Origin of the sequence: Paenibacillus sp. FSL R5-0486 (genome assembly GCF_037975155.1) — a bacterium.
GTDB lineage: Bacteria > Bacillota > Bacilli > Paenibacillales > Paenibacillaceae > Paenibacillus > Paenibacillus amylolyticus.
The window spans coordinates 1,443,043-1,468,081 of record NZ_CP150237.1; the positions used below are offsets into that span (position 1 = coordinate 1,443,043).

The following is a 25,039-nucleotide window of genomic DNA, read 5'->3' on the forward strand; positions in this document are numbered from 1 at the left end:
AACAAAAAAAGAGTGCTGGATAGCACCCTTTCGAAGACACATGATTGTTGTTGCGTTGAACAGTTATGTTAGCAGATCGGTCGAACTTAATTAATATCGAGTGAATAGTCAGAGCCGGCTCTACTCTTCTTGCACGTTATAGAGAACCCGAGCGAGCAGATTCTGTCCATAGTTTCCGAAGTTTTTACCAAAGATCGTTAAGCCCCGTTTGTTCAAAGGTTCGTCCGTAACCGCAATGCGGAAGTGAATATCGCTTTTGTAATCCAGCCCAATCTGGTCCAGCGTTACGTCCGAAATGCGGCATCCGTCGATATAGCTGCCTTCCTGTGTAATCCGGATCAGCTTCAGCATGCCGTACTGATTCAAGTGCGGAGGCCACCATTCCGGATTAAAGGTACCGCGTGTATTGCCAAAATCCCCCGGACTTGTCCAGCAGCCAATCTCAATCCCATTGACATAGAAGTAAATATCCGAAGGGTAATTGTCACAAAAGCCAGGGGCCTCCGATCCCAGTTCCATCGACAACTGAATTTCGCTAAAGGACTGATTAGGTTTGAGATAGTTGGGAATCCGATACTCGAGATAACCTTCAGCCAACCAGATCATCTCCGCATCAATTCGCAGTGGATCAGCAAAGTAACGCGGATCATCGAACTCTCCAACAATGCTGTCCCGGGTAGCGAGACCACATGTAGGTGCGGCCTGATAATCGCTGTAATGACCGACCTGAATTTCCACCTCATAACGATTGTTAATCTCTTGTGAACGCAGATCAACCATCAATTTTTCCTCATTGAGATAACATATCTTCTGAATTCCATGTTTGCCAACGGCGGTGTTGATCTCGATCAATCCGCTCTCTTCAAGCTTCTTGATATGCATCGTGATGGCGCCATTGCTCAGTCCCAGCTTGGTTGCAAGATCATTGAGATTAAGACTTTGGTTCTTGGCCAGCAGCTCGATGATCTGAATCCGGATTTCCGAACTGAGCGCTTTGAAGATATTCACACCCGACATCAGATCTTTAATATAAATCATAGGTGGATTTCCTTTCCCCGTTCTGAACAAAGTCTTCGACACAGACATTTGCACATTTATATGTTTTATTTCAGATAATTATAAATCATTCCCTCATGGAAGGGAAGGGTGGAGAAATAGAAGCCAAAACCCTTGTATATAGCGCAAATACGAAAATATAATCTATATTTTGTCCACTATTCCGGTTAAAATAAGTGTTAATCAGTTCACATATATTTGAAATATACCATTGAAATGTCATGTAACCGCTTTTATAATCCTATTATACCTAAATTGATTCAATACTTCATGAACCTAATTAACCATTTGAACAGGAAAGGTGGAGTTTGGTTTGGAAAAGTTAAGCAATGTGAAGAGGTTTAAGTGGAAACGGTTGGCGTTACCGGCATTACTTGTGATGGTATTACTGCTGGCAGGTCAGTCAAAAGCTTTGGCGGCATTCTGGAATCTGACCGGAGATACCGCTGTTCATGATCCGTCGATTATCAAAGAGGGCAGTTCCTGGTACACCTTTTCAACCGGCCCGGGCATTCAAGTATTGAAATCCGATAATGGTTCGTCCTGGTATCGTGTTCCACAAATCTTCTTAAGTAAGCCATCCTGGTGGGCTTCTGCCGTTCCGGGACAAAGCGGATTGGATGTATGGGCACCGGATGTAGAGCAGTATAACGGAAAAGTATGGCTCTATTATTCAATCTCCACCTTTGGCTCCAATCGGTCTGCGATTGGTCTTGCTTCTGCGAACAGCATTGGGGCAGGGCAATGGAAGGATGAAGGATTGGTGCTTCAAACCACGACCGCCAATAATTATAATGCCATTGATCCAAATCTGGTCATTGATGCTTCAGGCAATCCATGGCTGGCCTTTGGTTCTTTCTGGAGTGGCCTGAAGATTGTTAAGCTGGACAAAAACACGATGAAACCGACGGGAAGTATAACTTCCATTGCTGCGCGTCCGAATAACGGAGGTGCTATTGAAGGACCAAGTATTGTATATCGTGGCGGTTATTATTACCTGTTTGCTTCCATTGATTCTTGCTGCCAAGGTGTGAACAGTACCTACAAAATGGTCTATGGACGTTCGACCGGTATAACAGGCCCTTATGTGGACAAAAACGGAGTTAATATGCTGAATGGTGGCGGAACGATATTGGATACAGGCAATGTAAAATGGAAAGGTCCAGGTGGTCAGGACGTGTACAACGGCAATGTCATCGCAAGACATGCCTATGATGCAGAGGATAATGGCAATCCGAAATTGCTGATTAATGACTTGCTTTGGGACTCGAGTGGCTGGCCAAAATACTGATTTATTTTATATAAATATAAAATGTTTTATAAAAGTGTTGACTAAAGTGATCTGGATTTGATAAATTTAACAACAGAAATCTTATTTCATCCAATTGAATACGGTTACAAGTCCAGATCAGGAGGGGTTCAGATGGTAAAGAAAAAGAATTGGGTCACATTTATGCTTCTTATGCTGGTAAGTGCGCTGGTACTCGCAGGTTGCGGAGGAAGCAGCGGTGCAAGTGGGGACAAGGAGTTAACGTTTATGTTCCGCGGCGGTACTGATGAGCAGAAAGCATACCAAGCGGTGGTCAAGAAATTCGAAGAAGATCATCCGGGTGTGAAAGTCAAAATTATCGTAACGGCTGCGGATCAATATGCAACCAAGCTAAGAGCGGCAATTACAGGCAACAGCTTGCCTGACGTATTTTATATCAATCCGGGTGACGTGAAAGCGTATGTGAACAGCAATGTGCTGATGAACCTCACTTCGTATATTGAAAACAATCCGGATGTTGATCTCGATAATATCTGGAAATACGGCGTGGACCTGTATCGTTATGACGGCCAAATGGCAGGTCAAGGTGATATCTACGGTATGCCGAAGGATCTGGGGCCATTTGCACTGGGCTACAACAAAACGTTGTTTGAAAAAGAGGGCATCCCACTCCCTGACAAGGATAAACCATACACATGGGAAGAGTTCATCAAGGTGAATCAGCAAGCGACCAAGGATACCAATGGAGATGGTAAACCGGATGTATACGGTACTGGATTCAACGTACAGTGGGCACTGCAATCCTTTGTATGGAGCAACGGTGGGGATTGGTTGGATGAGACCAAAACAAAAGTAACGATTGATGATCCAAAATTCGCTGAAGCACTGCAATTCTTCGCGGATATGCAGAACGTATACAAAATTACACCTTCCATTGAGGAAGCGCAAACATTGGATACGTATCAACGCTGGATGAAAGGTGAAATGGCTTTCTTCCCTGTAGGCCCATGGGATATGAGTACATTTGAGAAATTGCCTTTCGATTATGATTTGCTGCCATTCCCTGCGGGATCAACTGGCAAATCGGCAACGTGGATCGGATCTCTGGGAATCGGAGTATCTGCCAAAACGAAACATCCAGAAGAAGCAGCAGCATTGGTGAACTACCTTACGGCTTCGAAGGAAGGCATGCAGCAACTGGTAGATGCCAAGGTACAAATTCCGAACTTGCTTGATATGGCAGACGAGTGGGCCAAAGATACATCCACGAAACCAGCCAACAAACAGGAATTCATTGATATTGTTGAAGATTACGGCCGGGCTCTGCCAGGTAACTACACGTACAATGCGGAATGGTATGACCTGTTCTTCACGGACATCCAGCCGGTATTGGATGGCAAGATTACAGCCGCAGACTATGTGAAGCAGCAACAACCGAAAATGCAAAAACTGCTCGACAAAGCGGTTGAACAAGAAAAGAAATCTCAGAAATAGTAGATAGGAAAGGGTGATGCCGGCAGCCTGCAATCATGTTGCTGGCATCATTCGTATTGGAACTTATTGGATTCCATACGGGCATGTGGCATTCGTTGATCGACAAGGTTCAATCGAAGAATGCCACATGCTGATACTAGAAACAGGGGTGAACGCCGTGATTACGAAATCGAGTTTGTATCGCAAAGAGATGCTGTACGGATATCTGTTTATTTTACCTCCGATTCTTGGATTGCTGATCTTTGTCATGTTCCCGTTCCTCTACTCCCTTTATGGTTCCTTTACGGATTGGGACGGATTGGGACAGATGAATTTTATCGGTTTGGCCAACTTCAAGGATTTGCTCACGGATGACCTCTTTTACAAAGCGATGTTTAATACATTCTTCCTGATGCTTGGTATTCCAATTGGATTGTTGCTCGCATTATTGCTGGCGATGGGTCTGAATCGTAAAATTCCAGGCACCACGACATTCCGAGTAATCTATTACATCCCGGTCATTTCTTCCCTCGCTGCGGTGTCCATCATGTGGAACTGGGCGTACAACGGGGATTACGGTCTGGTGAACCAGTTCCTTGATCTGTTTGGGATTAAAGGGCCTAACTGGCTCGCGAACAAAGACACGGTCAAACCGGCTCTGATTATTATGACGGTGTGGAAAGGCTTGGGATACACGATGTTGTTGTACCTGGCAGCACTGCAAAGTGTATCACGTACATACTACGAGGCGGCTGAGCTGGATGGAGCCAATGGGTTCCAGATCTTCCGCAATATCACCTGGCCTATGGTGAAGCCAGTTACCTTTTTCCTCATTGTTACAAATATCATTGGCGGTTCCCAAATCTTCACCGAGATGAACATTATGACACCTACGGGTGGTCCTGAATATTCTTCGGCATCGATCGTTTTCTACATCTGGCAGAAAGCATTCAGTAACTTGCAGATGGGTTATGCCTCAGCGATGGCCATGATTCTTGGTATTTTCATTTTTGTCATTACCCTGGTGCAATTCAAAATGAACGAAAAATCAGCCTATGATGGGGATTGATTGTCAAGGAAAGGAGTGAACCGGAGATGTCTTACAGTCAAAAGAGGAAATTAACAAACTCGATCATCTTTATCGTACTCGCGATTGGGGCGATTGCGATGATTGCACCACTGATCTGGATGTTGTCCACGTCATTGAAGGAGAAGCAGGATGTATTCGCGCTTCCGCCTGTATGGATACCTGAAGTATTCCAATTTGGAAAGTATAAAGAAATCTGGGAAGCAGGCCCGCTGCTCAGCGGGATCAAAAACAGTCTCATTGTTGCGGTGAGTGTAACGGTGGTGGGCACGTTTACGTCCAGTATCGCAGCCTTTGCTTTTGCCAAGTTAAGATTCCCGCACAAAAACAAACTGTTTCTCGCGTTGCTGGCATCCATGATGATTCCTTATCCAACAGTCATGATCCCGCAATTCATCATGTTTGCAAAGCTGGGCTGGGTGGATACGCTGTTACCACTGATTGTTCCTGGCCTGTTCGGTAACGTAATCATGATCTTTTTCCTGCGCCAGTACCTGCTTAGTGTACCTGATGCAATTATTGAGGCGGCCAAAATCGATGGAAGTTCCTACTTCCGGCTGTACTCCAGTATTACGTTTCCGCTTATCAAACCGGCGATTGCTGCACAGCTGATTCTCTGGTTCATGGGCATCTGGAACGATTATCTGGCACCGATTATTTATCTGAATTCACCAGAGAAGCAGACGTTACAGCTCGTTATAGCAAACTTTAATGCCACGTATGCGATTCAAACCGATTACCCGCTTATTATGGCGGCGTCGATTGTGGCTCTGTTACCTGTATTAATCATCTTCCTGATCTTCCAGAAACAGATTATTGAATCGGTTGCCATTTCGGGAGTGAAGGGATGAACCAGCGGAAGAAATTCCGACGGTGGTCGAATTCAGGAAAAGGAGTGGTTGCTTCCATGTTGTTATTGTTGGTTGTTGGAGCTACTGGTTGTTCTGGAGCAGGAGAAACGGTGTCCCGTCCCGTCTTTCCTGAAGCTCCTCAAGATACTCAGTTGTACGACACTTCCATTTTGGACGATGAATCACGCTGGACGGTTAACAATGCGCATGATCCGGCCATTATCAAAACAGACCAGGGATACTACGTCTATTCCACAGACGTTCGTGTAGCAGGAGAAGCGAAACCCGGCGTCATGGTACGCAAATCAGATGATCTGATCCACTGGACATGGGTAGGTCAGGCTCTGCCCGGGATTCCGCAAGAAGCGCTGGATTGGACAGGTGCAGTCAATCTGTGGGCACCGGATGTGATTCAGGCTGGTGATACCTATCGGATGTATTATTCGGCTTCTTCTTTTGGCAGTACACAGTCGGCTATTGGTCTTCAGACATCCTCATCTCCCGAAGGTCCATGGACAGATGAAGGACTCGTTGTGAAAACCTCTGCGAATGAACAAGACAAATTAAATGCCATTGATGCCAATCCCATTGTGGATGCCGAGGGTAATTCGTGGATGGTATACGGTTCATTCTTTGACGGAATCTACATTGCGCCACTTGATCCCGACACCGGGAAATTCAAGGACGAGGGTTACGGTACTCGCATTGCTGCTCGGGATCGTGCAACTGAAGAGGGCGCAGTGGAAGGTCCATACATCGTGTATCACCCGGAGTTCAAAAAGTATTATCTATTCGTCTCCTATGATTCCTTGTTCGAAGATTATAACGTGCGGGTTGCGCGTGCTGATTCAATCACAGGACCGTACACGGACATAAACGGCAATAACATGCTGGATACGGAGCATCTGCCGCAATATGAGATCGGCACCAAAATTCTTGGCGGTTATCGCTTCACAGAAGGCGAGGGCTGGGTTGCGCCCGGACATAACTCTGTTCTGAAGGACGGAGACGATTATTACATCGTGCATCATGCACGGGGCGAGACGGATAAAAACTGGCCATATCTGCATGTACGCAAAATGTTATGGACGAAGGATGGCTGGCCTGTGGTCACACCTGAACGTTACGCAGGTGAGACAGCGCAGGACATTCCGAAATCCATGATTGCCGGGGAGTGGGAAGGCATGGTGCTTGATCCGTCCGTAGACGGGCAGATTCAAGCCGTGCCTTATACCCTAACAAGCAACGGTAAAATTAAAAGTGAAAAAGGTTCAGGAACCTGGACATTTGATGACAAACAAACGCTGACACTGAAGTGGAAAGAAAGCCCATGGGGCGGAGCCTCCACGGAAGAGCTGAAGCTGCTCCCGTCTTGGGACTGGGAGCGAAGCCAGCCCGCGTTGGTGGTAACAGGTCTTAATGACCGCGGTGTGGCGGTCTGGGGCAAGCAGATCAGCGCAGCGGAGGAGTAAGGGGGCGAGCAGCGAGCGCGGTAAGAGCGAGCTGCTGCGCCAAGGTGCACAAGCAGTGAGGGGGAGGAAGGAGCCGCAGGAGCGAGTTTGGCATACGATTTCAACCGCAGAGAGCGGTAGTAAAAGAAATCGGAGGACAAGAGAGCACCAAGGCCCTACCACCCCCGAGCGTCCGCTGTACATGACAAAGTTGGCATGTTAAGGTGCGCTAACGCCAAGGTGTTGCAGCTTTTAGACACTTAAGATTCATCTGTGCTGGCCTATGTCTGAGGCCAATCATGCACTAAATATGGGGAGAGTTGACCCTGCGAAGCGGTCGACCCCATAAGATCGAGCCAACAAAAAAGGCTCGAAGTGAGGTTGTAACCCGGCGAGCGCGGTAAGAGCGAGCTACCGCTCCGAGGGTGCACAAGCAGTGAGGGGGAGGAAGGAGCCGCAGGAGCGAGTTTGGCATCCGATTTCAACCGCAGAGAGCGGTAGTAAAAGAAATCGGAGGACAAGAGAGCACCAAGGCCCTGCCACCCCCGAACGTCCGCTGTGCACCACCCCAAAAGGGTGTTCGCTTTTTCGCAATTGGGTTACATCCCCAACTACGAGCCAAACAACATTTGAAAGGGGAGCATTCCCATGACTGATTCCATTACATTTACTAATCCTATCCTGGAGCAACGTGCTGATCCGTGGGTGTACCGTCATACAGACGGTTACTATTATTTCTCCGCTTCCGTGCCAGCCTTTGACCGGATTGAAATCCGAAGAGCAGAGACGTTGGAAGAGTTAAGAGATGCTGAGCCGGTAACGGCTTGGACGAAGCGTGACACAGGGCCAATGAGTGCCAACATTTGGGCACCGGAGATTCATTTTATCGATGGCAAATGGTACATACACTACGCTGCCGCTCACACCAGTGAGACCAACGAAGGTCTGTTCGATCATCGGATGTATGTCCTGGAGAACGATTCCGCGAATCCACTCGAAGGAGAGTGGGTAGAGAAAGGGCAGATTCACACCCGGTGGGAATCATTCGCGCTGGATGCAACGACCTTTGAACATAAGGGAATCCGCTATCTGGTCTGGGCACAGAAAGATCCCGATATTGTGGGCAACTCCAACCTGTACATTGCCGAAATGGAGAACCCATGGACGCTACGCGGCGAACAGGTTATGATCTCTACGCCAGAGTATGATTGGGAGATCATCGGCTTTAAGGTCAATGAAGGAGCAGCCGTGATGCATCGGAATGGGCGTTTGTTCATCGGCTACTCGGCCAGCGCGACTGATTACAATTATTGTATGGGTCTGCTCACTGCAGATGAAAATGCCGACTTGCTTGATCCGGCCAGCTGGGTGAAATCACCCAAGCCGGTATTCCAGACTTGTGAAGCGAACGGCCAATACGGCCCGGGTCATAATAGCTTTACGGTGTCACCGGATGGCAAGACCGATATTCTGATTTATCATGCGCGTAATTACAAAGACATCGAGGGTGATCCCTTGTATGATCCGAACCGCCATGCCCGTGCTCAAGTGATTCATTGGCGTGAAGATGGCACACCTGATTTCGGTGTTCCGGTCCCAGATGGCAGCGCAGTAGCAGAAGCAAAATAAGAGGTAATGAAACCTTAATATGAGAGCCCTTAGTTAGCGAGTGATGCTGATTAAGGGCTCTTCTGGGTGTGAACGATAAGATAGAGTGGCCTGAACATATGTGTCCTGGACACAAAACAAAGCAACCACAACGATGATTTCTGCGTATGAGAGAGATACAGATTACGATGCAGAACCTATTAGGAGGATCACATATGGATTCACGCGAGACGTTGGACAAGGAACTTGAACAGATTTTGAAATGGGAGAAACAACAGAAAGACTTGTTTATTTGGGATAAAATCGGGCGTTTGCCCTTTGCGATGTTGGATAAAGTGATGCCTAAAGCGCTGAAACAGAAGATCGGAGATTCCCTGAACGACGTGGGTCAGTATGTGCAGAATGGGGGCAAGTTCCTCGTACAGAAGAAAAAAGTAGCCAAGCTGCTGCAAGAGGAAGCTGAGAGGTCCGGTTATTCCATGATGGACACGACCTATCGTCTGGAGCAGGAATCTGAAGCGGAGGGGACAGCAAAGATTCATAGTGTAGAGAATCTGCCACTTCAGGTGCTGGACCGGGTGGCCGATAACATCACAGAGAGTCGAACCAAGTTTGCCGCGGCTCAGGGAGCAGCTACAGGGTTTGGTGGCATTGTAACCATAGCAGCAGATATTCCGATGGTGATGGGGCTTTCTCTGAAGGTACTGCAAGAGATGGCTCTATGTTATGGTTATGATCCGGATGAACCGCTGGAGCGCATCTTCATTGTCAAATGTCTGCAATTCTCTTCCGCTGATATTGTAGGTAAGAAAGCGATCATTGAAGAACTGGCCGCTTATGATGATCCCGACAAACCCATTGAAGTGGTATCGCAGATGCAGGGGTGGCGGGAAGTGTTTAACTCCTACAGTGAATCTTTTGGCTGGAAGAAGCTGTTCCAACTTGTGCCGATTGCAGGCATGGTTTTTGGTTCGGTGAGCAACAAAAATACAATTCGGGATGTAGCCGAAGCAGGCAAAATGTTGTACAAAAAACGGCTGATCCTTCAGCGTTTGAAGTAATATTACAGAAGAAGTTATATTATAGAAGAATATTTATATTGAAAGAGATGAATTGGATATGTTAAACAAACAGGGTTTCTATGATCTTTTAGATCGCAATAATATCGTTTATGAGAGTATTGAACATCCCGCAGTATACACGATGGAGGAAATATTCTCTTATCAGATTCCACATACAGAACGTATCGTTAAAAATCTGTTTCTGCGTGATGACAAGAAGCGCAACTATTATCTGGTGACGATTGCTGGAACGAAGTCAGTTGATTTGAGAAGTTTAAGCGAAAAGATACCTAGCCGCAAATTAAGTTTTGCCAGTGAAAAGGATTTGTTGGAATTCCTCGGATTGGAAAAAGGGCACGTCAACCCTATGGGGGTTCTCAATAATATTCAGAAAAACGTGACCGTAGTTTTTGACAAGGATTTAGTTGGTCAGAAAATTGGAATTCATCCCATGGAAAATACGGCAACGGTATTTCTTGAATTTGAAGATGTGAAGGAACTGATTACAGCTCAAGGTAGCAGCGTTGTCATGTGTGACGTGGAATAAACGGTTGAAGCTAAATACGAGAAAAACATATATAACAAAAGGGTTCCTGCCAGTCTGTGAATACAGAGTTGGCAAGAACCCTTTTGTTATGGTTCAGACATTTTATTTAGAATACAAATGTTGGTGACTAAAGTGAAATCTAACGAACTCAGCAGACGTTATTCGGCGATATTTCACTAATCTCGATTTCTAAAGAATCTCAGACACGTTATTTCTGCATCTCACACGCACATCCCAAGGTTTTCGGCCTTTTTCTCAGGAATAGCGTTGCTCAGATTCTTTAGATTGCGAAACCGGCAGTATTCGTTCAAATAAGTGCTGTCAGGTTCGTTAGCGCAAGATAACGTCTTATAAGGCGATGCTGCCACGTAAGGATTGGATCTAATATAGAATAAAAAGTGGACACCTGTTGATGTATTCTTTATTCCTCACTACCATTTTCTTTCGCCCAGATATTGAGTAATTTATCGGATGGAAGCAGGAATGTGAAAATCCCGAGCAGGGGCAGGAAGCTGCACATCTGCATTACGGGTGATACGCCGAAGACGTCAATCCAGTTCCCCAGCACGAGTGCGCCCAGGCCTCCCATACCAAATGCCAGACCAGTAATTAGACCAGAAACCGTTCCGATTTTGCCTGGAATCAGCATTTGCGCGTATACAACCGTAACCGAGAAGCTGGATAACATGATAAAACCAATAATGGTTAGCAGCACGCCTGTCCAGAACAGATTCGCATAGGGCAACAACAGAGCCAGAGGAGCAGCTCCGGCCATGGACAGGAAGATCAGGTTACGTTTGCCGAATCGGTCCGCCAAGGGGCCTCCGAAGAACGTGCCAAGTGCTCCAGCAGCCAGGAACAAGAAGATATAGATCTGCGCGTCCTCTGTGGACAATCCAAAAGTATCTTTCAGATTAAACGCATAGAAGCTGCCAATGGAAGCGATATACCAGGAACGAACAAAGACGAGCAAGATCAATAGCGTAATGGCGGCAGTAATCTTTTTGCGCAAAGCAGGATTGGGTGCACGACGGGCAGCAGCCTGTCTACGCAGATATCCTCCCGATTGCAGCATACGTCCATACCAACGGGCGATGTAGATCTGAACTGCAATCCCCATGGCAGCAATGCCTGTAAATCCAATGGCACCGAACAGTCCAAACGGGATAAAGATCCAGCGTGTAAGCAATGGGGCAAGGGACTGTCCGGCGTTACCACCAACTTGGAAGATGGACTGTGCCAGTCCACGGCGTTGACCAGCAGCCATATGGGATACCCGTGAACCTTCCGGATGGAAAGCGGCGGAACCTAGACCGACAAAGATAACGGAGATCAGGACAGCCATATAACTGTCAGCGAAAGCCAACAGCAACATGCCGGTAAATGTAAAACCCATGCCAATGGGTAGGATAGATGGTGTCGGTTTTTTATCAGCAAACCAGCCTACGACAGGCTGCATAATGGATGCGGTAAAGTTAATAGCAAATGAGATCCATCCGATCTGAGTATACGTGAGATGCATAGAGTCTTTCAGAATCGGAAAAATGGCTGGAATAACCGACTGGATCGAATCATTGAAGAGATGAACCAAACTGATCGCAATGAGTATCCGGTAAACGGTGCTTTGGGCATCCGATCCGGGTGGGGCTTTCGAACGCGCTGTGGCGTCCTTGGTTAAAGTGGATTGAGTAGACATGTACAATTCTCCTTTGGTCGCGGTCACGAGGGATCAGCGCCTGATGTTGTAATATATGCGTGTAAGCATATTGTTACATAATAGGATAGATTGATTGGACCGACAAGGGGAACAAGGGAAAACGTTGATGAATTGAACTCTATTTCCGAGGTGTTTATTAATAGCATTACATTTACAAAATAAACGTATTACTTTAGCATCTACTGTAAGAAGACCCATATTTATGTGTAAGAAGGATAGAGGAGGGATGGATATGAAATCCTTATCACCTTATGAGTCCGCCAAACGTGAGTTGGTGATGACTATTTTGTATATGGTTGTAATAACGTTTCAGGCTGTCTATGTTGCACCAAAATCTCTATCTGCTGCCATCGTCATATTTATCATTTTTCAATCGATTGGTGTGCTGATGTTGAGACATTACGTCAAAAAAGTCAGAGAACTAAAAGATCAGTCTACTTGAATGCGCTGCGATCCAATTGCGTTGAGACACTTAGTCTCATACAGGTGTATACTAACCAAAGAAAAAGCCGGATCTCTTCAGGTTTTGAAGAGTTCGGCTTTTTTGTGTCCTATAATTTGATTTTATTTATAGCAGAGTTGATTATCCAGCAGTTTAACGATTATCAATCGTCTCCGGGTACATATCATGGTTCATCATGCGGTGGTCGGCCATCTGCTCGTATTTCGTTCCAGGCTTACCATAGTTCGTATACGGGTCAATGGAGATGCCGCCGCGCGGTGTGAATTTGCCCCATACTTCGATGTAGCGGGGGTCCATCAGCTTGATCAGGTCGTTCATGATGATGTTCACGCAGTCCTCGTGGAAATCACCATGGTTACGGAAGCTGAACAGGTACAGCTTGAGTGATTTACTCTCGACCATTTTCACATCGGGAATGTAGCTGATATAGATCGTTGCAAAGTCCGGCTGACCCGTAATCGGGCACAGACTGGTGAACTCCGGGCAGTTGAATTTCACAAAATAATCGCGGTACGGATGTTTGTTATCAAAGTTCTCCAAGATTCCCGGATCATATTCAAACGTATATTTTACGTTCTGGTTGCCCAGCAACGTCACATCTTGCATCTCATCAGGTTGTCTCATCGGTTATTAAACGCTCCTTGTTTCCGTCAAAGCCCGAAGCCTCGCGGTATATATAAATAGGCAATTTTGCCTGTATAATTCTCTTCATTGTCTGAGGACATTTCGTCCTCATCCTACATTAGCCGCCCATTCCACCTATCCTGCCCATCACACGCCGCGTTTGTTGCCCCATACCAATGTATGAAGCTGTGGAAGCACACGAACGTTGTTCAGGTCATCGGAGGCACTGACTTGGTCAATCAGCCACTCATAACGAGCAAGCAGTGAGGACACCAGATCTGGCGTTTCAGCGGAAGTCACATCCGGGTTCCCGGTTTGTAAAAATAAATCCGTGCCCGGATACCGTGCATGCACACGGCGGGCATAGTCCAGGTCTGTCTCATCGAAGATCACGATCTTCAGACTGTGACTTCGTTCTACCGGGCCAGCGGCCAGCCGTTCGATCAGATCATCCAGCACGGCCCAATCGGTGTCCATGCCGGAGCTCGGTGGCTTGGGCGAGACGGTGACTTCGTCAATGTTCGCCAGCCAAGGCTGCCAGCGGGAGCCCTGTGTCTCCACCGCAGTGCGGATGCCGTTCTCCCGCAGCAGGGCAACCAATCCGCCCAGCGAAGCGAGCAGGGCGGGATTACCGCCAGAGATAGTAACATGGGAGAAACGGGTGCCGCCAACGCGGTGCAATTCTTCCCATACATCCTCTGGCGTAATCATTCGAATCAGGTCCTTGCCACTGCCGTCCCAGGTAAAGGCCGAGTCGCACCAGGAGCAGCGATAATCGCAGCCGGCGGTACGAACAAACATCGTTTTTTGTCCGATGACCATGCCTTCGCCTTGAACCGTCGGACCAAAAATCTCCATCACGGGAATACGAGCCTCTTTGCGAGATCCCGTCTCATTCACCTGCTGTGTCACACTACTCATCGATCATCCACTCCCGTCTCACTTCCGCGTAACTGGTGGGTGTCTCGAAGAGTCGGACAAACTCCGTCCGTCCACCATCGGTCAGCCCGGCATAGGGTTCCGTCTGGAGCGCATGTTCCATCTGTTCGAATAGCCAAACGACCATATTTTCAGCCGTTGTATTCATTAAAGGAAGTGTCTCGTTGAGGTATTGATGATCCAGATATCCCTCAATCTGAGTTTTCCATATATTTTTGATATGTCCAAAATCAACCGTCAGCCCGGTTTCACCCGGATAACCGCTGATCCCAAAAATAACTTTATACGTATGACCGTGCAGGTTCTTGCACTTGCCTTCATAACAATGCAGATGATGTGCTGCGTCAAAGGTGAATTCTTTGCTTACAAGCACACGCTTGCGGTGATAGCGCAGCTGGGTGGGTAGAATATCTTCTCCGATGCGTTGCAGATGCTCTACAATACGGAATGTTCCGGGCTCTCTCATCGTACATCCACTCCCGTAGATCCGGCAGCACGTTGTTGTACATAACGATCCAGTCCGGCTTTGCGCAGTTTGCAAGCAGGGCACTCTCCGCATCCATCGCCGATCACGCCGTTATAACAGGTCAAGGTACGCTCGCGGACATAATCAAAAGCACCGAGATCATCGGCCATCTTCCACGTTTGGGCTTTGTCCAGCCACATGAGCGGGGTATGAATGACAAATGGATAGTCCATTGACAGGTTAAGCGTCACATTCATCGATTTTACAAATGAATCCCGGCAATCCGGGTATCCGCTGAAATCCGTCTCACATACACCTGTAACCAGGTGACGTGCTCCTTTTTGCTTGGCCATAATGGCCGCAAAACTGAGGAACAGTAGATTCCGTCCATCTACAAATGTACTCGGCAGTTCGCCTTCTTCATGTGTAATCTCCACATCCGTGCGAGTGAGCGCATTGGGGGCAAGCTGATTTAACAGGCTCATATCGAGTACCATTTGCTGTACGCCCAGATCACGAGCGATCTCGGCTGCACATTCAATCTCCAGCTTGTGGCGCTGACCATAATCAAACGTAACGACCTCTACTTCGGCAAACTGTTGTTTGGCCCAGAACAGACACGTGGTACTATCCTGACCGCCGCTGAATACAACGACTGCTTTTTCTTCGTTCAACATAAAAAAACCTCTCTATCTTCTTGAGATCAAACCATGCACATAGGCATAGAGTGTCGGAAGAACAGAGAAGTTCATGAACTGGCATCCATCAAAAAACACACCTTCTCGATAACCGCTTCAAAAAAGCAGGCAAGAGTAAGTGTCCTTAGTTTTTTACGTACATGATTGCATGGTGACCGCAACGTGTACGCAAGACTTATACTGACCATCACATGGTCAAGTCTTATAGAGGGAGTTCGCGAACCTCTCCCATGCCACAGGCATGGATTTTCTTCTTCAATTGTCTGAACCATTATAACATGAAACGGTGTGGTGACCACCCCACTGGAGCATAGTGGCAGCTAATTGGTCGGCTCCATCAACTAACAGCTTATTTGATCAGTTTATTTGATCAATACATTGCCGAAAGGGATCACTTCTTTCAGAATTCGTTTGAACAGTCCCTCATCGTTAAGATCCTGTTCCAAGCGGTGATTCTCACGTCCCGCCTGAAAGAGTACAGATCCATGTCCTGTCATCTTCCAATGATAATTCATATGCTGACTGGCAAGGTTGTTACCATATACGGTGAGTTCCAGATGTGCATTTTCGGGATAGGCAATAATGCTACCAGCATCCACATAGAGCGGCGCTGTTGGGTGAAGTTCCTGTTGGCAGACCTGACCTTGAGTGAGCAATCCGATTTTGCCTTTGCCGGAAAATTTCATTTTCACTGCATCACGGGTGATTAGCATGTTTTTGATTTTCTGAATTTTGGTATGCATGGTTACACCATCAGAGTAGAAGAACAGGTGGCGGAAGTCATAGAGCAGATCACTGTCCTCCGTGAGCTCCACTTCCTTCATCGTGAATCCGGGAGGCAGGGCAGCCACAAATTGGCAAGGTCCGGTGATTTCGGATTTAATCAGCTTTTTTTTGCGATATATGCCCGTGATATTCATGAATTTATCATTGCGACTCCCACTCGGACCGCGGAAGGCCACAATTTGCTGCGGATGCAAAATATGAAGTCGGTCATCTTTAATCAGTGAAAATGTGACGACTTGTCCTGCTCCGCCTGCTTCAGCATTGTTCAGGTGTATGTTCATGCAGTTGCTCCTGTTCTTTTATACTCGGCCGGAACGGCGACGCATTCCCCAGCGCATCACACGAATCAGAACAAAGTAACCCAATATGAGAGAAACGACAGTGATGATCGTCGTCTGAATTCGTTTGGTGGTAGCTGCTTTGGCATTCTGGTCATCCTGTAATTCACTTACCATTTCAGTGAGTTTTTGGTTCTGAGCGAGCAGTTGTTCGTTCTGGGTCTTAAATGCTTCGACATTGGCCTGGGCTTGTCCCAACTGAGCAGACGTTTGATTTAATTGCTCCATCGTTTGCTTATAACTTTCCTGCAGAGCGTTCACTTCTCCGGGCAATTCGGAGACTCGCTCCCATCCGCTGTATATATCCGTAAAAATATTGGCACTGGCTGCACTTACTGTCGAAGCGATCGAAACGGTAAATAGAATGCATGTGGTGAATAACACCCGAATGAAATAACCCTGCATGGATTTTGGCATCGTTAACACCTCTTTCTTCGGTTAGATAGATCAATCGCCGAGTTCGTCGTATATTGTTGAAATACGGCTCTTACATTATACGTCAAAACCGGGACGATGGGTTCAAGATGATATCGTTTTATTACCCGAAATATATAAAATTATTTAGGAACAGGGCTGTTTAGCTTACAAATCTGCGGGGTAATAGAACGATAGGCAAGCATACCGGACCGTTTTACAGATCTTTTACTTCAGTTCCGGGTGCATGCTATTCACAAATGCGCAATTTAATGAACGATACCAATATATCCGATTGAATATAAGATCGTGAACATGAAGGAGTAGAAACATTATGTATACAGCAGATCAGAACACATCAACCAAAACGATTATGATCACTGTTAATGGAGAGCCAGTAGGGCGTAAGCTGGTCATTGACAGTGTCACCTATGCACCGGTAAACGAAGTAGATGGTGTACAATATTTACACAAAATGGTAATCGATCATCCTACTGTTTAATTTGGGACTTGTCATAGATAAGTGATTGATAAGCTTGGCATAATGCCAGGCTTTTTCGTCGTATATTGTCGTATTGAGACGGATTTAGGGATATAAAACTAATATATTGGAAAAATTTAATGAGAACATGTGTTCCGTGACAATATAGTGTCCATTCACCCTGATAACTTAGAAGATAATACACATAAATCGGGGGAGAGACTACCAGTGAACTCAGTCTTTGAAGTATCTTATTCGTGGAATAAAGAGGCCATACCGACAGGGGGAGCCGACCCCGTATATATGATGGTAGAGTGGCGTAACGGTGCCCCTGCCAAAAGACTTAGGAAAATAGCACCCAAAATTGTATCAAGAGATTTGGAACTTTTGCTCAAACCGGAATATGGAGTACAGCTAAAAGGCATTTATGGATGTCGTTCCAAAGAAACGGATATTGGCTGGTTATTGAGGCTTGGGGATATGTACAAGGGAGAAAGTAAACAAATTTTGCTTGAATTCGTCATGGGACCCCGTGTATCAGGAAAAGCTGCCGTATGTTCAGCCTACTGGAGCACAAGGAAGTTGAAGCAAAGTCAACGTGTATTGTTACGAAGAGAACAGTTGTATATTCAGTACACCAGTCATCTGGGCATGCTACGACAGCCGGAAGATCCCAAGGTGGAGAAGACGATCAAATTAAGTGAAACCGTGCCCCTGATCAAACAAGCCCTGCGCGCCTACGAAAGAGGCCGGGTTCAAGAGGGAAGTAATATGTTACGTCGTCATGCTGATGCCTTGTTAATTGAAGCTGCGCGGAAGCAAGATCTGGACTATTACGCGGAAGCCGAGATCGTTGAAAAGTTGCGTTATCACTATGAGATCACGTTTACAACAGGATATCATGATCGTGAAAAAAAGATATTAGGGGAATAGGGTTGATTTCAGGTGGTAACGGTATAGAGAGAGTCTACATATTTGAAGGTGAAGTTTAGGAGAAGGTCGAATGTATGTATCAATATCATATTAAACAATGGATGGAGTTGTATCAAATTTATTGAAACAACATCGTGGAGGGTCCGGCAAAATGACAGACCGACTAATCCGATTAATGCGCATTATAACGCTGGTGCAGGCGAAGCCAGGCATACTGGCACGTGAGCTCGCCCAGCGATGCGAGACGACGGAAAGGACGATATACCGCGACATGGAGGCCCTCAGTGCAATGCATATCCCGATCGCCAATATGGGACACGGGCAAGGGTACATGTTTATCAGCCAATTTGCCATGTATCCGCTAAATTGGTCTGATGAAGAAGCCCAAGCCTTCATGCATCTTGCTGAAGTTATGGAGAATATTCGTCCTTTGCTGAAACCTGCTTTTGAGAGCGCTTATGAGAAAGTGGTTGCTGCGAGTCAGAAAAACAAAACAGAACGAGTGGAATGGTCGGAGCAAATTAGTGGATTGTTCAAAGCGGGATTGCCCGCATGGCAAAATGAAAACAACGATTCGCAGAATCAATCCATGATTACCCTGCTTCAGGCTGGCATTTCACAGAACACCATTGAAGGGGAGTATCTGTCTCAAGGTAAAAAAGGGATCGTACGTATAGATCCTTACTGTCTTATCCCTCGTGAATACAGATTTGAGCTGTTAGGGTATTGTCACCTGTCGGAGAAACTTCGAATATTTCAGGTGAGCCGGCTGCAAAAGATACGAATATTGCCACGCACGTTTCGCAAAGAGGATTATCTGATGCAATCGCACTTCCGCATTCCTTGGGCATACGAGGGAAGTACGGAGTGGACTGCGTTCAAAATTCGATTTGCACCCCATGCTGTGGAGCGTGTGATGCAGGAGCAATTTTTTTTACGACCCATCCTAACCATTGAACCGGAAGGTAGCCTGTTATTTGAAGCCATATTAAGTGATGTTGACGAATTTCTTGTATGGATATCTAAATATGGACCTGATGCGGAAATTCTCGAACCGGAGATCTGCCGCATCAAGATGAAAGAACGTCTAAACTATTGGCAACAAATGTACAATAAAAGTTGAGATTAGAATGCCACCTATCCTAAGCCAAAACACGATTAAGTACTGTGCTGTGGACGGTTACTCTTTGGTTTTGAAAAGGCTTGCCAGATTGCCAAATGGAGATTCTTTTTCTTCATCTTCTGTGGAGCTGGAATAAACCACCTTGGATGTAATGCCCTCATCATCGGCTGCACAGTTGTTTTCCAGAGTGAATCGGTCAAATTGATGCATAAACACCTTGGCTGTATTGATGGCATCATCCAAGGCACGGTGCTGGGTACCATCAAATTCAATTCCGCAGATTTCAAGAGCCTGAGCGAGTCCGAGTTGACGGAACTTGCCTTCTTTACGAACGGTGCGAGACCATTGTTGCTGGAGATCGTTATGATTGGTGATCCAGGCCACATCAAGTTGATGGGTGCGACAATGAGAGATCAGTTTGCTACGGTCATCGGGTCCCCAGGAACACATGTAATAGGGGTCACTTCCCATCCAGGCGATGAATTGATTCAGTGCTGCCGGAAAAAGTGGGGCTGCATCAATATCTTTCTGCGTGATACCTGTAAACTGAATCGTGTCAGTGGAAAGAACAGACTTATTGGAAGGACGAACATACGTATGGAACGTATCCGTTACGACCAATCCATCCGCACTTTCCGTAACTTTGACGGCACCGATATCAATAATTTCAGAAGAATAGCGAGTATTGCGGCTTACTGTGAATTCAAGATCATATATGATATATGGCATAGGACAAGCTCCTTTATCGATTAATACCTGTGATAGATTTCTATTTCTCTATATTACAGGGAACGTGCTGCCATGTCAGCCATCGCCAGAGAATTCATTGTAGTCAGGATGAACGAACAGTCTGAGTGTTTAATGATCTTTCTAATGCATTTCCGGTTTTGGTAAGTCTTTACTTCGCCAAAAGTGGTCGTTATAATGAGGAAAGTTAGGGACTTTCCTGTGTTTTGTTTGTATTTATGGCAACTTAAAAATAGAATTTTCCGTCTTATTATCAAAACTTCCTAACACGGTTTGAAGTGTTGGGGAGTTTTTTATTATTTATAGCATACTCATGTAGGAAAGGAGGAAAAGTTAGTCGGTTGTTGGTATAACAGTAATAAAACTACTTCACGAGTTAGTATTATTGAATTTAAAGTACATATGGAGGTTTGTTTCTTTGATTAGTAGAAAATTGAAAATAACAGCAATTATAGCCAGTGTGTTTATTGTTTTAATGAGCGCTGCATATGGTGCATTCTATATTTGGAACAAGAATTATAAATTTAATAATAATTATGTATGGCAGCCTTTGGAGGACGTGCAATCTACACTAAACCTGAAAGATTCCTATAACGTTATTGTAGCCGGAACGGATCCGGAAGGTATTACTGCTGCCTTATCAGCTGCCCGTAATGGGATGCGTGTATTGCTGGTAGAAGCAAGAGATCGCAACATGTTGGGAGGATTGTTGACCGAGGGAGGCCTTAATACACTGGATCTAAATTATTCCCCTGAACAACCGCAGTTATTGAGTAGTTTGCGGCAGCCTGACTTTTTGAACAAAGGTATCTTCCAGGAATGGTTTGACCAGATCGAGGGTAGTTCATTTGATACCAACACAGCGGCTAACATTTTCTATCGGATGGTTCGTTCTGAACCTAATATTGACCTGTTGATGAATGTTAAGGAATTAGTCCCCCTTACTGAACAATCTACGGGAGATCACACGACAATAACGGGTATGAGCATAACTAAAGAAGATGGAACAACTGTTCAGATTGCAACCCGCTCCATCATTGATGCAACGCAAGATGCGGATATTGCAGCCGCTGCAGGAGTTCCATACTCCATAGGTAGACAAGATATTGGAGATGGTAAATCCAAAATGGTCTCTACGCTTGTATTCAAGTTAAGCGGTGTTACTGATGAGGTATGGCAAAAGTTTAGGGAAAGAGAGGGAACCGGGGTTGATAAGATGAGTGCTTGGGGGTACGGTGATGCTAGAAAATATGAATCCTCCAATCCACAACATATTAAGATTCGAAGTCTGAATATCGGAAGACAAAATGATGATACAATCTTGATTAATACGATGCAAATCTTTGGGGTAGATCCGTTAGATCCGATATCTGTGAAAAAAGGTCTGGAAATCGGGCGTAAAGAAGCCCCACTAATTGTTGATTTTCTGAAGAAAAATTATGATGAATTTGCAGGGCTAAAATATGCTGGAACAGCAGACGAGCTTTACGTGAGAGAATCACGTCATATCTATGGCGAGTACCGATTAACATTAGCTGATGTCATGGAAAATCGTGATCATTGGGATGCTATTGGATACGGCTCATACGATATTGATATTCAGAGCACGAGTGTTGGAAATCCCGGCACGATTATGTTGAGTCCGATTCAATATGGTGTACCTTTTCGCTCGCTTGTACCGCTAAAGGTTGATGGTTTGCTCGTCGTTGGACGTGCAGCAAGTTTTGATACAATCCCACACGGTAGTGCAAGAGTTGTCCCACTGGGAATGGCAGAGGGAGAAGCAGCAGGAGCGGCGGTCAAGCTGGCATATATCCATAAGGAGTCCTTCCGCGAACTCTCAACTTCCGAAGAGCGAGCATCTGAACTACGTAAGATGCTGGAGAATCAGGGGATGGATCTGAAAGTACATCGTTTCGAACAGCCTGATTATATGGAGCATAAGGATTACAAGGGATTGCTGGCTGCAGCGAGTATGTATATGACTTCAGGCAATTATAATAACGATGGTTGGGAACTGGATAAAGGAATGAATCCAGAACGATTTTTAAGTAAATTGAAAAGAATGCAAGCGATGTTTCCAGAAGCCTACACAGGTAGTGCTGACCAAGCTCTAGCAAATATGGAGAATGCCGTAACCCTACCTTTAACGTTGGATCAGGCTACGTATATGTTATGTCTGGCAATGGGATCTTCAGAAACGGAAACTTCACTTGAACAGGCACTTGCTCATTTGCAAACACAAAACTTTATAAGTGCCGACACGCTTGCTGGCATTGCTGACAAGAACAATCTTACCAATGGGGATGCGTTTATGCTCATTCGTGATGTAGTGGAGTATTATTCTGGAGTTGTATTCGACTAATTGGTTGACAATTACTTGTAAATGAACTAATGTGGTCAAAAATGATAACAGCGTTATAACGAGGACATGATTGTGCAAGCCAGCTTCAACAGAGAGGGAACAGTGTGGTGCAAGGTTCCTGTAGCTGCTTCATAAATTCCTACCTCGCGAGCTGCGGAAGAGAATGCCCATACAGGGTTGCAACCTCCGCCGGCAGGGCCCGTTATGCCCCGTAGGACTGCATGTTCCAGATCGCATAGGTTGCGAACGGATTAATTTGCAGTTAAATAAGGGTGGTACCACGACACATTCGTCCCTTGACGGATGTGTCTTTTTGCTGTTTATGCGCCGTATTTGATAACAAAAAAGGAAGATTAGGAGTGTGTTATGATGCGTCAAAGTGAAATGCTTGTCCCAACATTACGTGAAGCGCCAGCGGAGGCAGATGCAGCGGGACATCGCTGGTTACTGCGTTCCGGCATGATTCGCCAACTGGCAGCAGGGATATACAGTTACCTGCCCCTTGGACGGCGTATATTGTTAAATGTTGAACGGATCGTTCGTGAAGAGATGGATCGTGCGGGATGTCAGGAAGTGTTACTGCCGATTATGCAGCCTGCGGAGTTGTGGGAAGAATCCGGAAGATACACACAGTATGGTCCCGAATTGATGCGTCTGAAGGATCGTCATGCACGGGAATTTGCTCTTGGACCAACACATGAGGAAGTCGTAACCGCTTTAGCGCGGGACGAGGTGAGCTCGTATCGTAAGCTGCCATTCACCCTGTACCAGATCGGAACCAAGTTCCGGGATGAGCGCCGTCCTCGATTTGGATTGTTGCGTGGACGTGAGTTCATCATGAAGGATGCGTACTCTTTTGCTTCGGACTGGGAAGAGCTTGATCGGACTTATCAGGCGATGAACACGGCGTATAGTCGCATTCTGGAGCGTTGTGGTCTGGACTATATCCGTGTTGAGGCGGACGCGGGAACGATTGGCGGTCAAGGGGAAACACATGAGTTCATGGCTCTTGCTGATGTGGGTGAGGACACAATTGTAACCTGCAAACATTGTGGATATGCTGCAAATCTGGAGAAAGCGGGCTATCAGACTTCTGGAGATATGGAGAAAAAAGAAGGAAGCTTGGAAGTTCCAGCTGATTCTGCGAGTGCAGACTCCGCGCTTCAAACGGATCAACATTCAGGAGTGGAAAACGTAGTACGTATCTCGACACCTGGCGTTCGTACGATCGCAGAGTTAACCACTTTTGTGGGCAAAGGTGCTGAACATATGATCAAAACGCTGCTTTATGTGGCGGATGGTCAGCTCGTCGCTGCGCTTGTGCGTGGAGATCATGAACTGAATGACATCGCATTGAAGCAGGTGTTGGGGGTAGAGGAACTGATCCTTGCAGACGATGCAGCCATTGCGGCACATCCAAATCTGAAGGTAGGATTCCTGGGTCCGATTGGACTAAATCTGCCGATGGTGGTGGACGCTGACGTGGCAGTGATGAAGAGTGCAATTACAGGAGCCAATGAAGTGGATGTGCATCTTTCCGGTGTACGCCCAGGGGTTGATTTTGCATTGGAGCGAGTAGAACGAATCCGCTTTGCTGCGGAAGGGGATGCTTGTCCAACATGTGGATCGCCACTTGTGTTTACCAAAGGCATCGAGGTTGGCCATATTTTCAAATTGGGGACAAAATATAGTGATGCCATGGGTGCTTCATTCCTGGATCGTAATGGTCGCCAGTGTGCGCCAGTCATGGGGTGTTACGGCATTGGCGTATCCCGCCTGATGGCCGCTATAGCTGAACAATATGCAGGAGATGACGGCATTAGTTGGCCGGCTGCTGTGGCGCCATATGATGTGCATCTGATTACAGTAAGTTGGAAGGATGAGCAGCAGCGTCAGCTTACCCTTGAACTGGAGCAACAATTGATCGATGGCGGTTACACGGTATTGGTTGATGACCGGGATGAACGTCCAGGTGTGAAATTCAAGGATGCGGAGCTGATCGGATTGCCTGTGCAGATCGTTATTGGCCGAGGAGCAGCCGAAGGACAGGTCGAACTGGGATCACACGCACTAGTAGCATCAGGTGAATCGAAACGAATCGGGTTGACTGCACAGAAAGCTGTGCTTTATGTGAAGGAACAGCTCACTTCCTAAACTCAGTGGATTCGTTAATTATATGAGTTCATATAATAGTACCGAATATGATGCGGTAGCTGATTTTGATTGCTGAAATTCCAATGAGAGCATGAAAAAGAGGGCTATAGGCATACAATTTGGTAGGATTTTATGAGTGATATCATACGAAATAACTATATTTGGATAGTTGTATTTAGTATACAAATGATTTTATGATTAAGGATTTGAAGATGATCATACCCAGGCGGATTTATGTGCAAGTATGCAATGTTGAGAAGATAGAGATGTCGAAATAAAAGTACAATAACCGCATGAACACGGTCATTCCGGAGAGTTTTTATATAGTTCGGTGTGGAAGGCACATGATGAAGTTGGTCCGTAAAGGCCAGGCTGGGATTTATTTTT

The 25,039-nt window shown here is 46.1% G+C and carries 23 protein-coding genes; 14 read left to right on the forward strand and 9 right to left on the reverse strand.

All coding sequences use genetic code 11. The features are described 5' to 3' along the window. Positions 1–120: 120 nt before the first annotated feature. Positions 121–1,038 carry a winged helix-turn-helix transcriptional regulator gene (locus tag MKY01_RS06305; protein ID WP_036668788.1) on the reverse strand — a complete coding sequence of 306 codons (918 nt, stop codon included), beginning with the start codon at positions 1,036–1,038 and terminating at the stop codon, positions 121–123. Positions 1,039–1,435: 397 nt separating this feature from the next. Between MKY01_RS06305 and MKY01_RS06310 the strand changes: the two genes are divergently transcribed. The 8 genes from MKY01_RS06310 to MKY01_RS06345 all read left to right on the forward strand — a co-directional run bounded on the left by MKY01_RS06310 (position 1,436) and on the right by MKY01_RS06345 (position 10,404). Further along, positions 1,436–2,347, forward strand: a complete 912-nt coding sequence (locus MKY01_RS06310) for a glycoside hydrolase family 43 protein (protein WP_339287101.1) — start codon at positions 1,436–1,438, stop codon at positions 2,345–2,347. A gap of 132 nt (positions 2,348–2,479) precedes the next feature. Beyond that, positions 2,480–3,820, forward strand: coding sequence for a sugar ABC transporter substrate-binding protein (locus tag MKY01_RS06315; RefSeq protein WP_036611486.1), 1,341 nt, complete (start codon positions 2,480–2,482; stop codon positions 3,818–3,820). 157 nt (positions 3,821–3,977) lie between these two features. After that, positions 3,978–4,868 (forward strand): sugar ABC transporter permease, encoded by an 891-nt coding sequence (locus MKY01_RS06320; protein ID WP_036611613.1) that lies wholly within the window; start codon positions 3,978–3,980, stop codon positions 4,866–4,868. Positions 4,869–4,894: 26 nt separating this feature from the next. Further along, complete coding sequence (locus MKY01_RS06325; protein WP_036611483.1) at positions 4,895–5,737, forward strand: carbohydrate ABC transporter permease; 843 nt, start codon at positions 4,895–4,897, stop codon at positions 5,735–5,737. 56 nt (positions 5,738–5,793) lie between these two features. Further along, positions 5,794–7,209, forward strand: coding sequence for an arabinan endo-1,5-alpha-L-arabinosidase (locus MKY01_RS06330; protein ID WP_339287103.1), 1,416 nt, complete (start codon positions 5,794–5,796; stop codon positions 7,207–7,209). A 627-nt stretch (positions 7,210–7,836) separates the two neighbouring features. Further along, positions 7,837–8,817 (forward strand): family 43 glycosylhydrolase, encoded by a 981-nt coding sequence (locus MKY01_RS06335; protein ID WP_282319151.1) that lies wholly within the window; start codon positions 7,837–7,839, stop codon positions 8,815–8,817. 194 nt (positions 8,818–9,011) lie between these two features. Further along, complete coding sequence (locus MKY01_RS06340) at positions 9,012–9,857, forward strand: EcsC family protein (protein WP_282319150.1); 846 nt, start codon at positions 9,012–9,014, stop codon at positions 9,855–9,857. A 58-nt stretch (positions 9,858–9,915) separates the two neighbouring features. Then, entirely contained in the window at positions 9,916–10,404 is a 489-nt protein-coding gene (locus MKY01_RS06345) for a prolyl-tRNA synthetase associated domain-containing protein (RefSeq protein WP_282322223.1), read from the forward strand. A gap of 421 nt (positions 10,405–10,825) precedes the next feature. Here MKY01_RS06345 and MKY01_RS06350 read toward each other — a convergent pair whose 3' ends face one another. After that, positions 10,826–12,100: an MFS transporter gene (locus MKY01_RS06350; RefSeq protein ID WP_036668794.1), complete on the reverse strand. Its 1,275-nt coding sequence runs from the start codon at positions 12,098–12,100 to the stop codon at positions 10,826–10,828. A gap of 253 nt (positions 12,101–12,353) precedes the next feature. Here MKY01_RS06350 and MKY01_RS06355 point away from each other — a divergent pair, with 253 nt between their 5' ends. Beyond that, entirely contained in the window at positions 12,354–12,563 is a 210-nt protein-coding gene (locus MKY01_RS06355; RefSeq protein ID WP_282319149.1) for a hypothetical protein, read from the forward strand. Between the two features lie 153 nt (positions 12,564–12,716). Here the strand turns inward: MKY01_RS06355 and queF are convergent, their stop codons facing one another. The 6 genes from queF to MKY01_RS06385 form a co-directional block, all read right to left on the reverse strand. Beyond that, on the reverse strand, positions 12,717–13,208 hold the full coding sequence (gene queF / locus MKY01_RS06360; protein ID WP_036668798.1) for a preQ(1) synthase: 492 nt from the start codon (positions 13,206–13,208) through the stop codon (positions 12,717–12,719). Positions 13,209–13,355: 147 nt separating this feature from the next. Continuing rightward, complete coding sequence (gene queE, locus MKY01_RS06365; protein ID WP_339285895.1) at positions 13,356–14,129, reverse strand: 7-carboxy-7-deazaguanine synthase QueE; 774 nt, start codon at positions 14,127–14,129, stop codon at positions 13,356–13,358. Next, the gene (queD, locus tag MKY01_RS06370) at positions 14,122–14,613 is read right to left on the reverse strand and encodes a 6-carboxytetrahydropterin synthase QueD (protein WP_339285897.1); all 492 of its coding nucleotides are present in this window, start codon (positions 14,611–14,613) and stop codon (positions 14,122–14,124) included. Before queD ends, queE begins: the two co-directional genes overlap by 8 nt. Beyond that, the gene (queC, locus tag MKY01_RS06375) at positions 14,610–15,287 is read right to left on the reverse strand and encodes a 7-cyano-7-deazaguanine synthase QueC (RefSeq protein ID WP_339287104.1); all 678 of its coding nucleotides are present in this window, start codon (positions 15,285–15,287) and stop codon (positions 14,610–14,612) included. Before queC ends, queD begins: the two co-directional genes overlap by 4 nt. A 386-nt stretch (positions 15,288–15,673) precedes the next feature. Further along, positions 15,674–16,378, reverse strand: a complete 705-nt coding sequence (locus MKY01_RS06380; protein ID WP_036668803.1) for an AIM24 family protein — start codon at positions 16,376–16,378, stop codon at positions 15,674–15,676. Between the two features lie 18 nt (positions 16,379–16,396). Beyond that, positions 16,397–16,852, reverse strand: coding sequence for a hypothetical protein (locus tag MKY01_RS06385; RefSeq protein ID WP_339285899.1), 456 nt, complete (start codon positions 16,850–16,852; stop codon positions 16,397–16,399). Positions 16,853–17,183: 331 nt separating this feature from the next. Here MKY01_RS06385 and MKY01_RS06390 point away from each other — a divergent pair, with 331 nt between their 5' ends. The 3 genes from MKY01_RS06390 to MKY01_RS06400 all read left to right on the forward strand — a co-directional run bounded on the left by MKY01_RS06390 (position 17,184) and on the right by MKY01_RS06400 (position 19,386). Continuing rightward, entirely contained in the window at positions 17,184–17,351 is a 168-nt protein-coding gene (locus MKY01_RS06390) for a hypothetical protein (RefSeq protein WP_339285900.1), read from the forward strand. A 207-nt stretch (positions 17,352–17,558) separates the two neighbouring features. After that, complete coding sequence (locus MKY01_RS06395) at positions 17,559–18,263, forward strand: hypothetical protein (RefSeq protein WP_017690195.1); 705 nt, start codon at positions 17,559–17,561, stop codon at positions 18,261–18,263. Positions 18,264–18,414: 151 nt separating this feature from the next. Continuing rightward, a complete protein-coding gene (locus MKY01_RS06400; RefSeq protein WP_036669185.1) occupies positions 18,415–19,386 on the forward strand; it encodes a WYL domain-containing protein in 972 nt (323 codons plus the stop codon). A 57-nt stretch (positions 19,387–19,443) separates the two neighbouring features. Here the strand turns inward: MKY01_RS06400 and MKY01_RS06405 are convergent, their stop codons facing one another. Further along, positions 19,444–20,115: a 3'-5' exonuclease gene (locus tag MKY01_RS06405; protein ID WP_017690193.1), complete on the reverse strand. Its 672-nt coding sequence runs from the start codon at positions 20,113–20,115 to the stop codon at positions 19,444–19,446. Positions 20,116–20,551: 436 nt separating this feature from the next. Here MKY01_RS06405 and MKY01_RS06410 point away from each other — a divergent pair, with 436 nt between their 5' ends. Continuing rightward, a complete protein-coding gene (locus MKY01_RS06410) occupies positions 20,552–22,498 on the forward strand; it encodes an FAD-dependent oxidoreductase (RefSeq protein ID WP_245837997.1) in 1,947 nt (648 codons plus the stop codon). 369 nt (positions 22,499–22,867) lie between these two features. After that, on the forward strand, positions 22,868–24,652 hold the full coding sequence (locus tag MKY01_RS06415; protein ID WP_339287105.1) for a proline--tRNA ligase: 1,785 nt from the start codon (positions 22,868–22,870) through the stop codon (positions 24,650–24,652). The last annotated feature ends 387 nt before the right edge of the window (positions 24,653–25,039 follow it).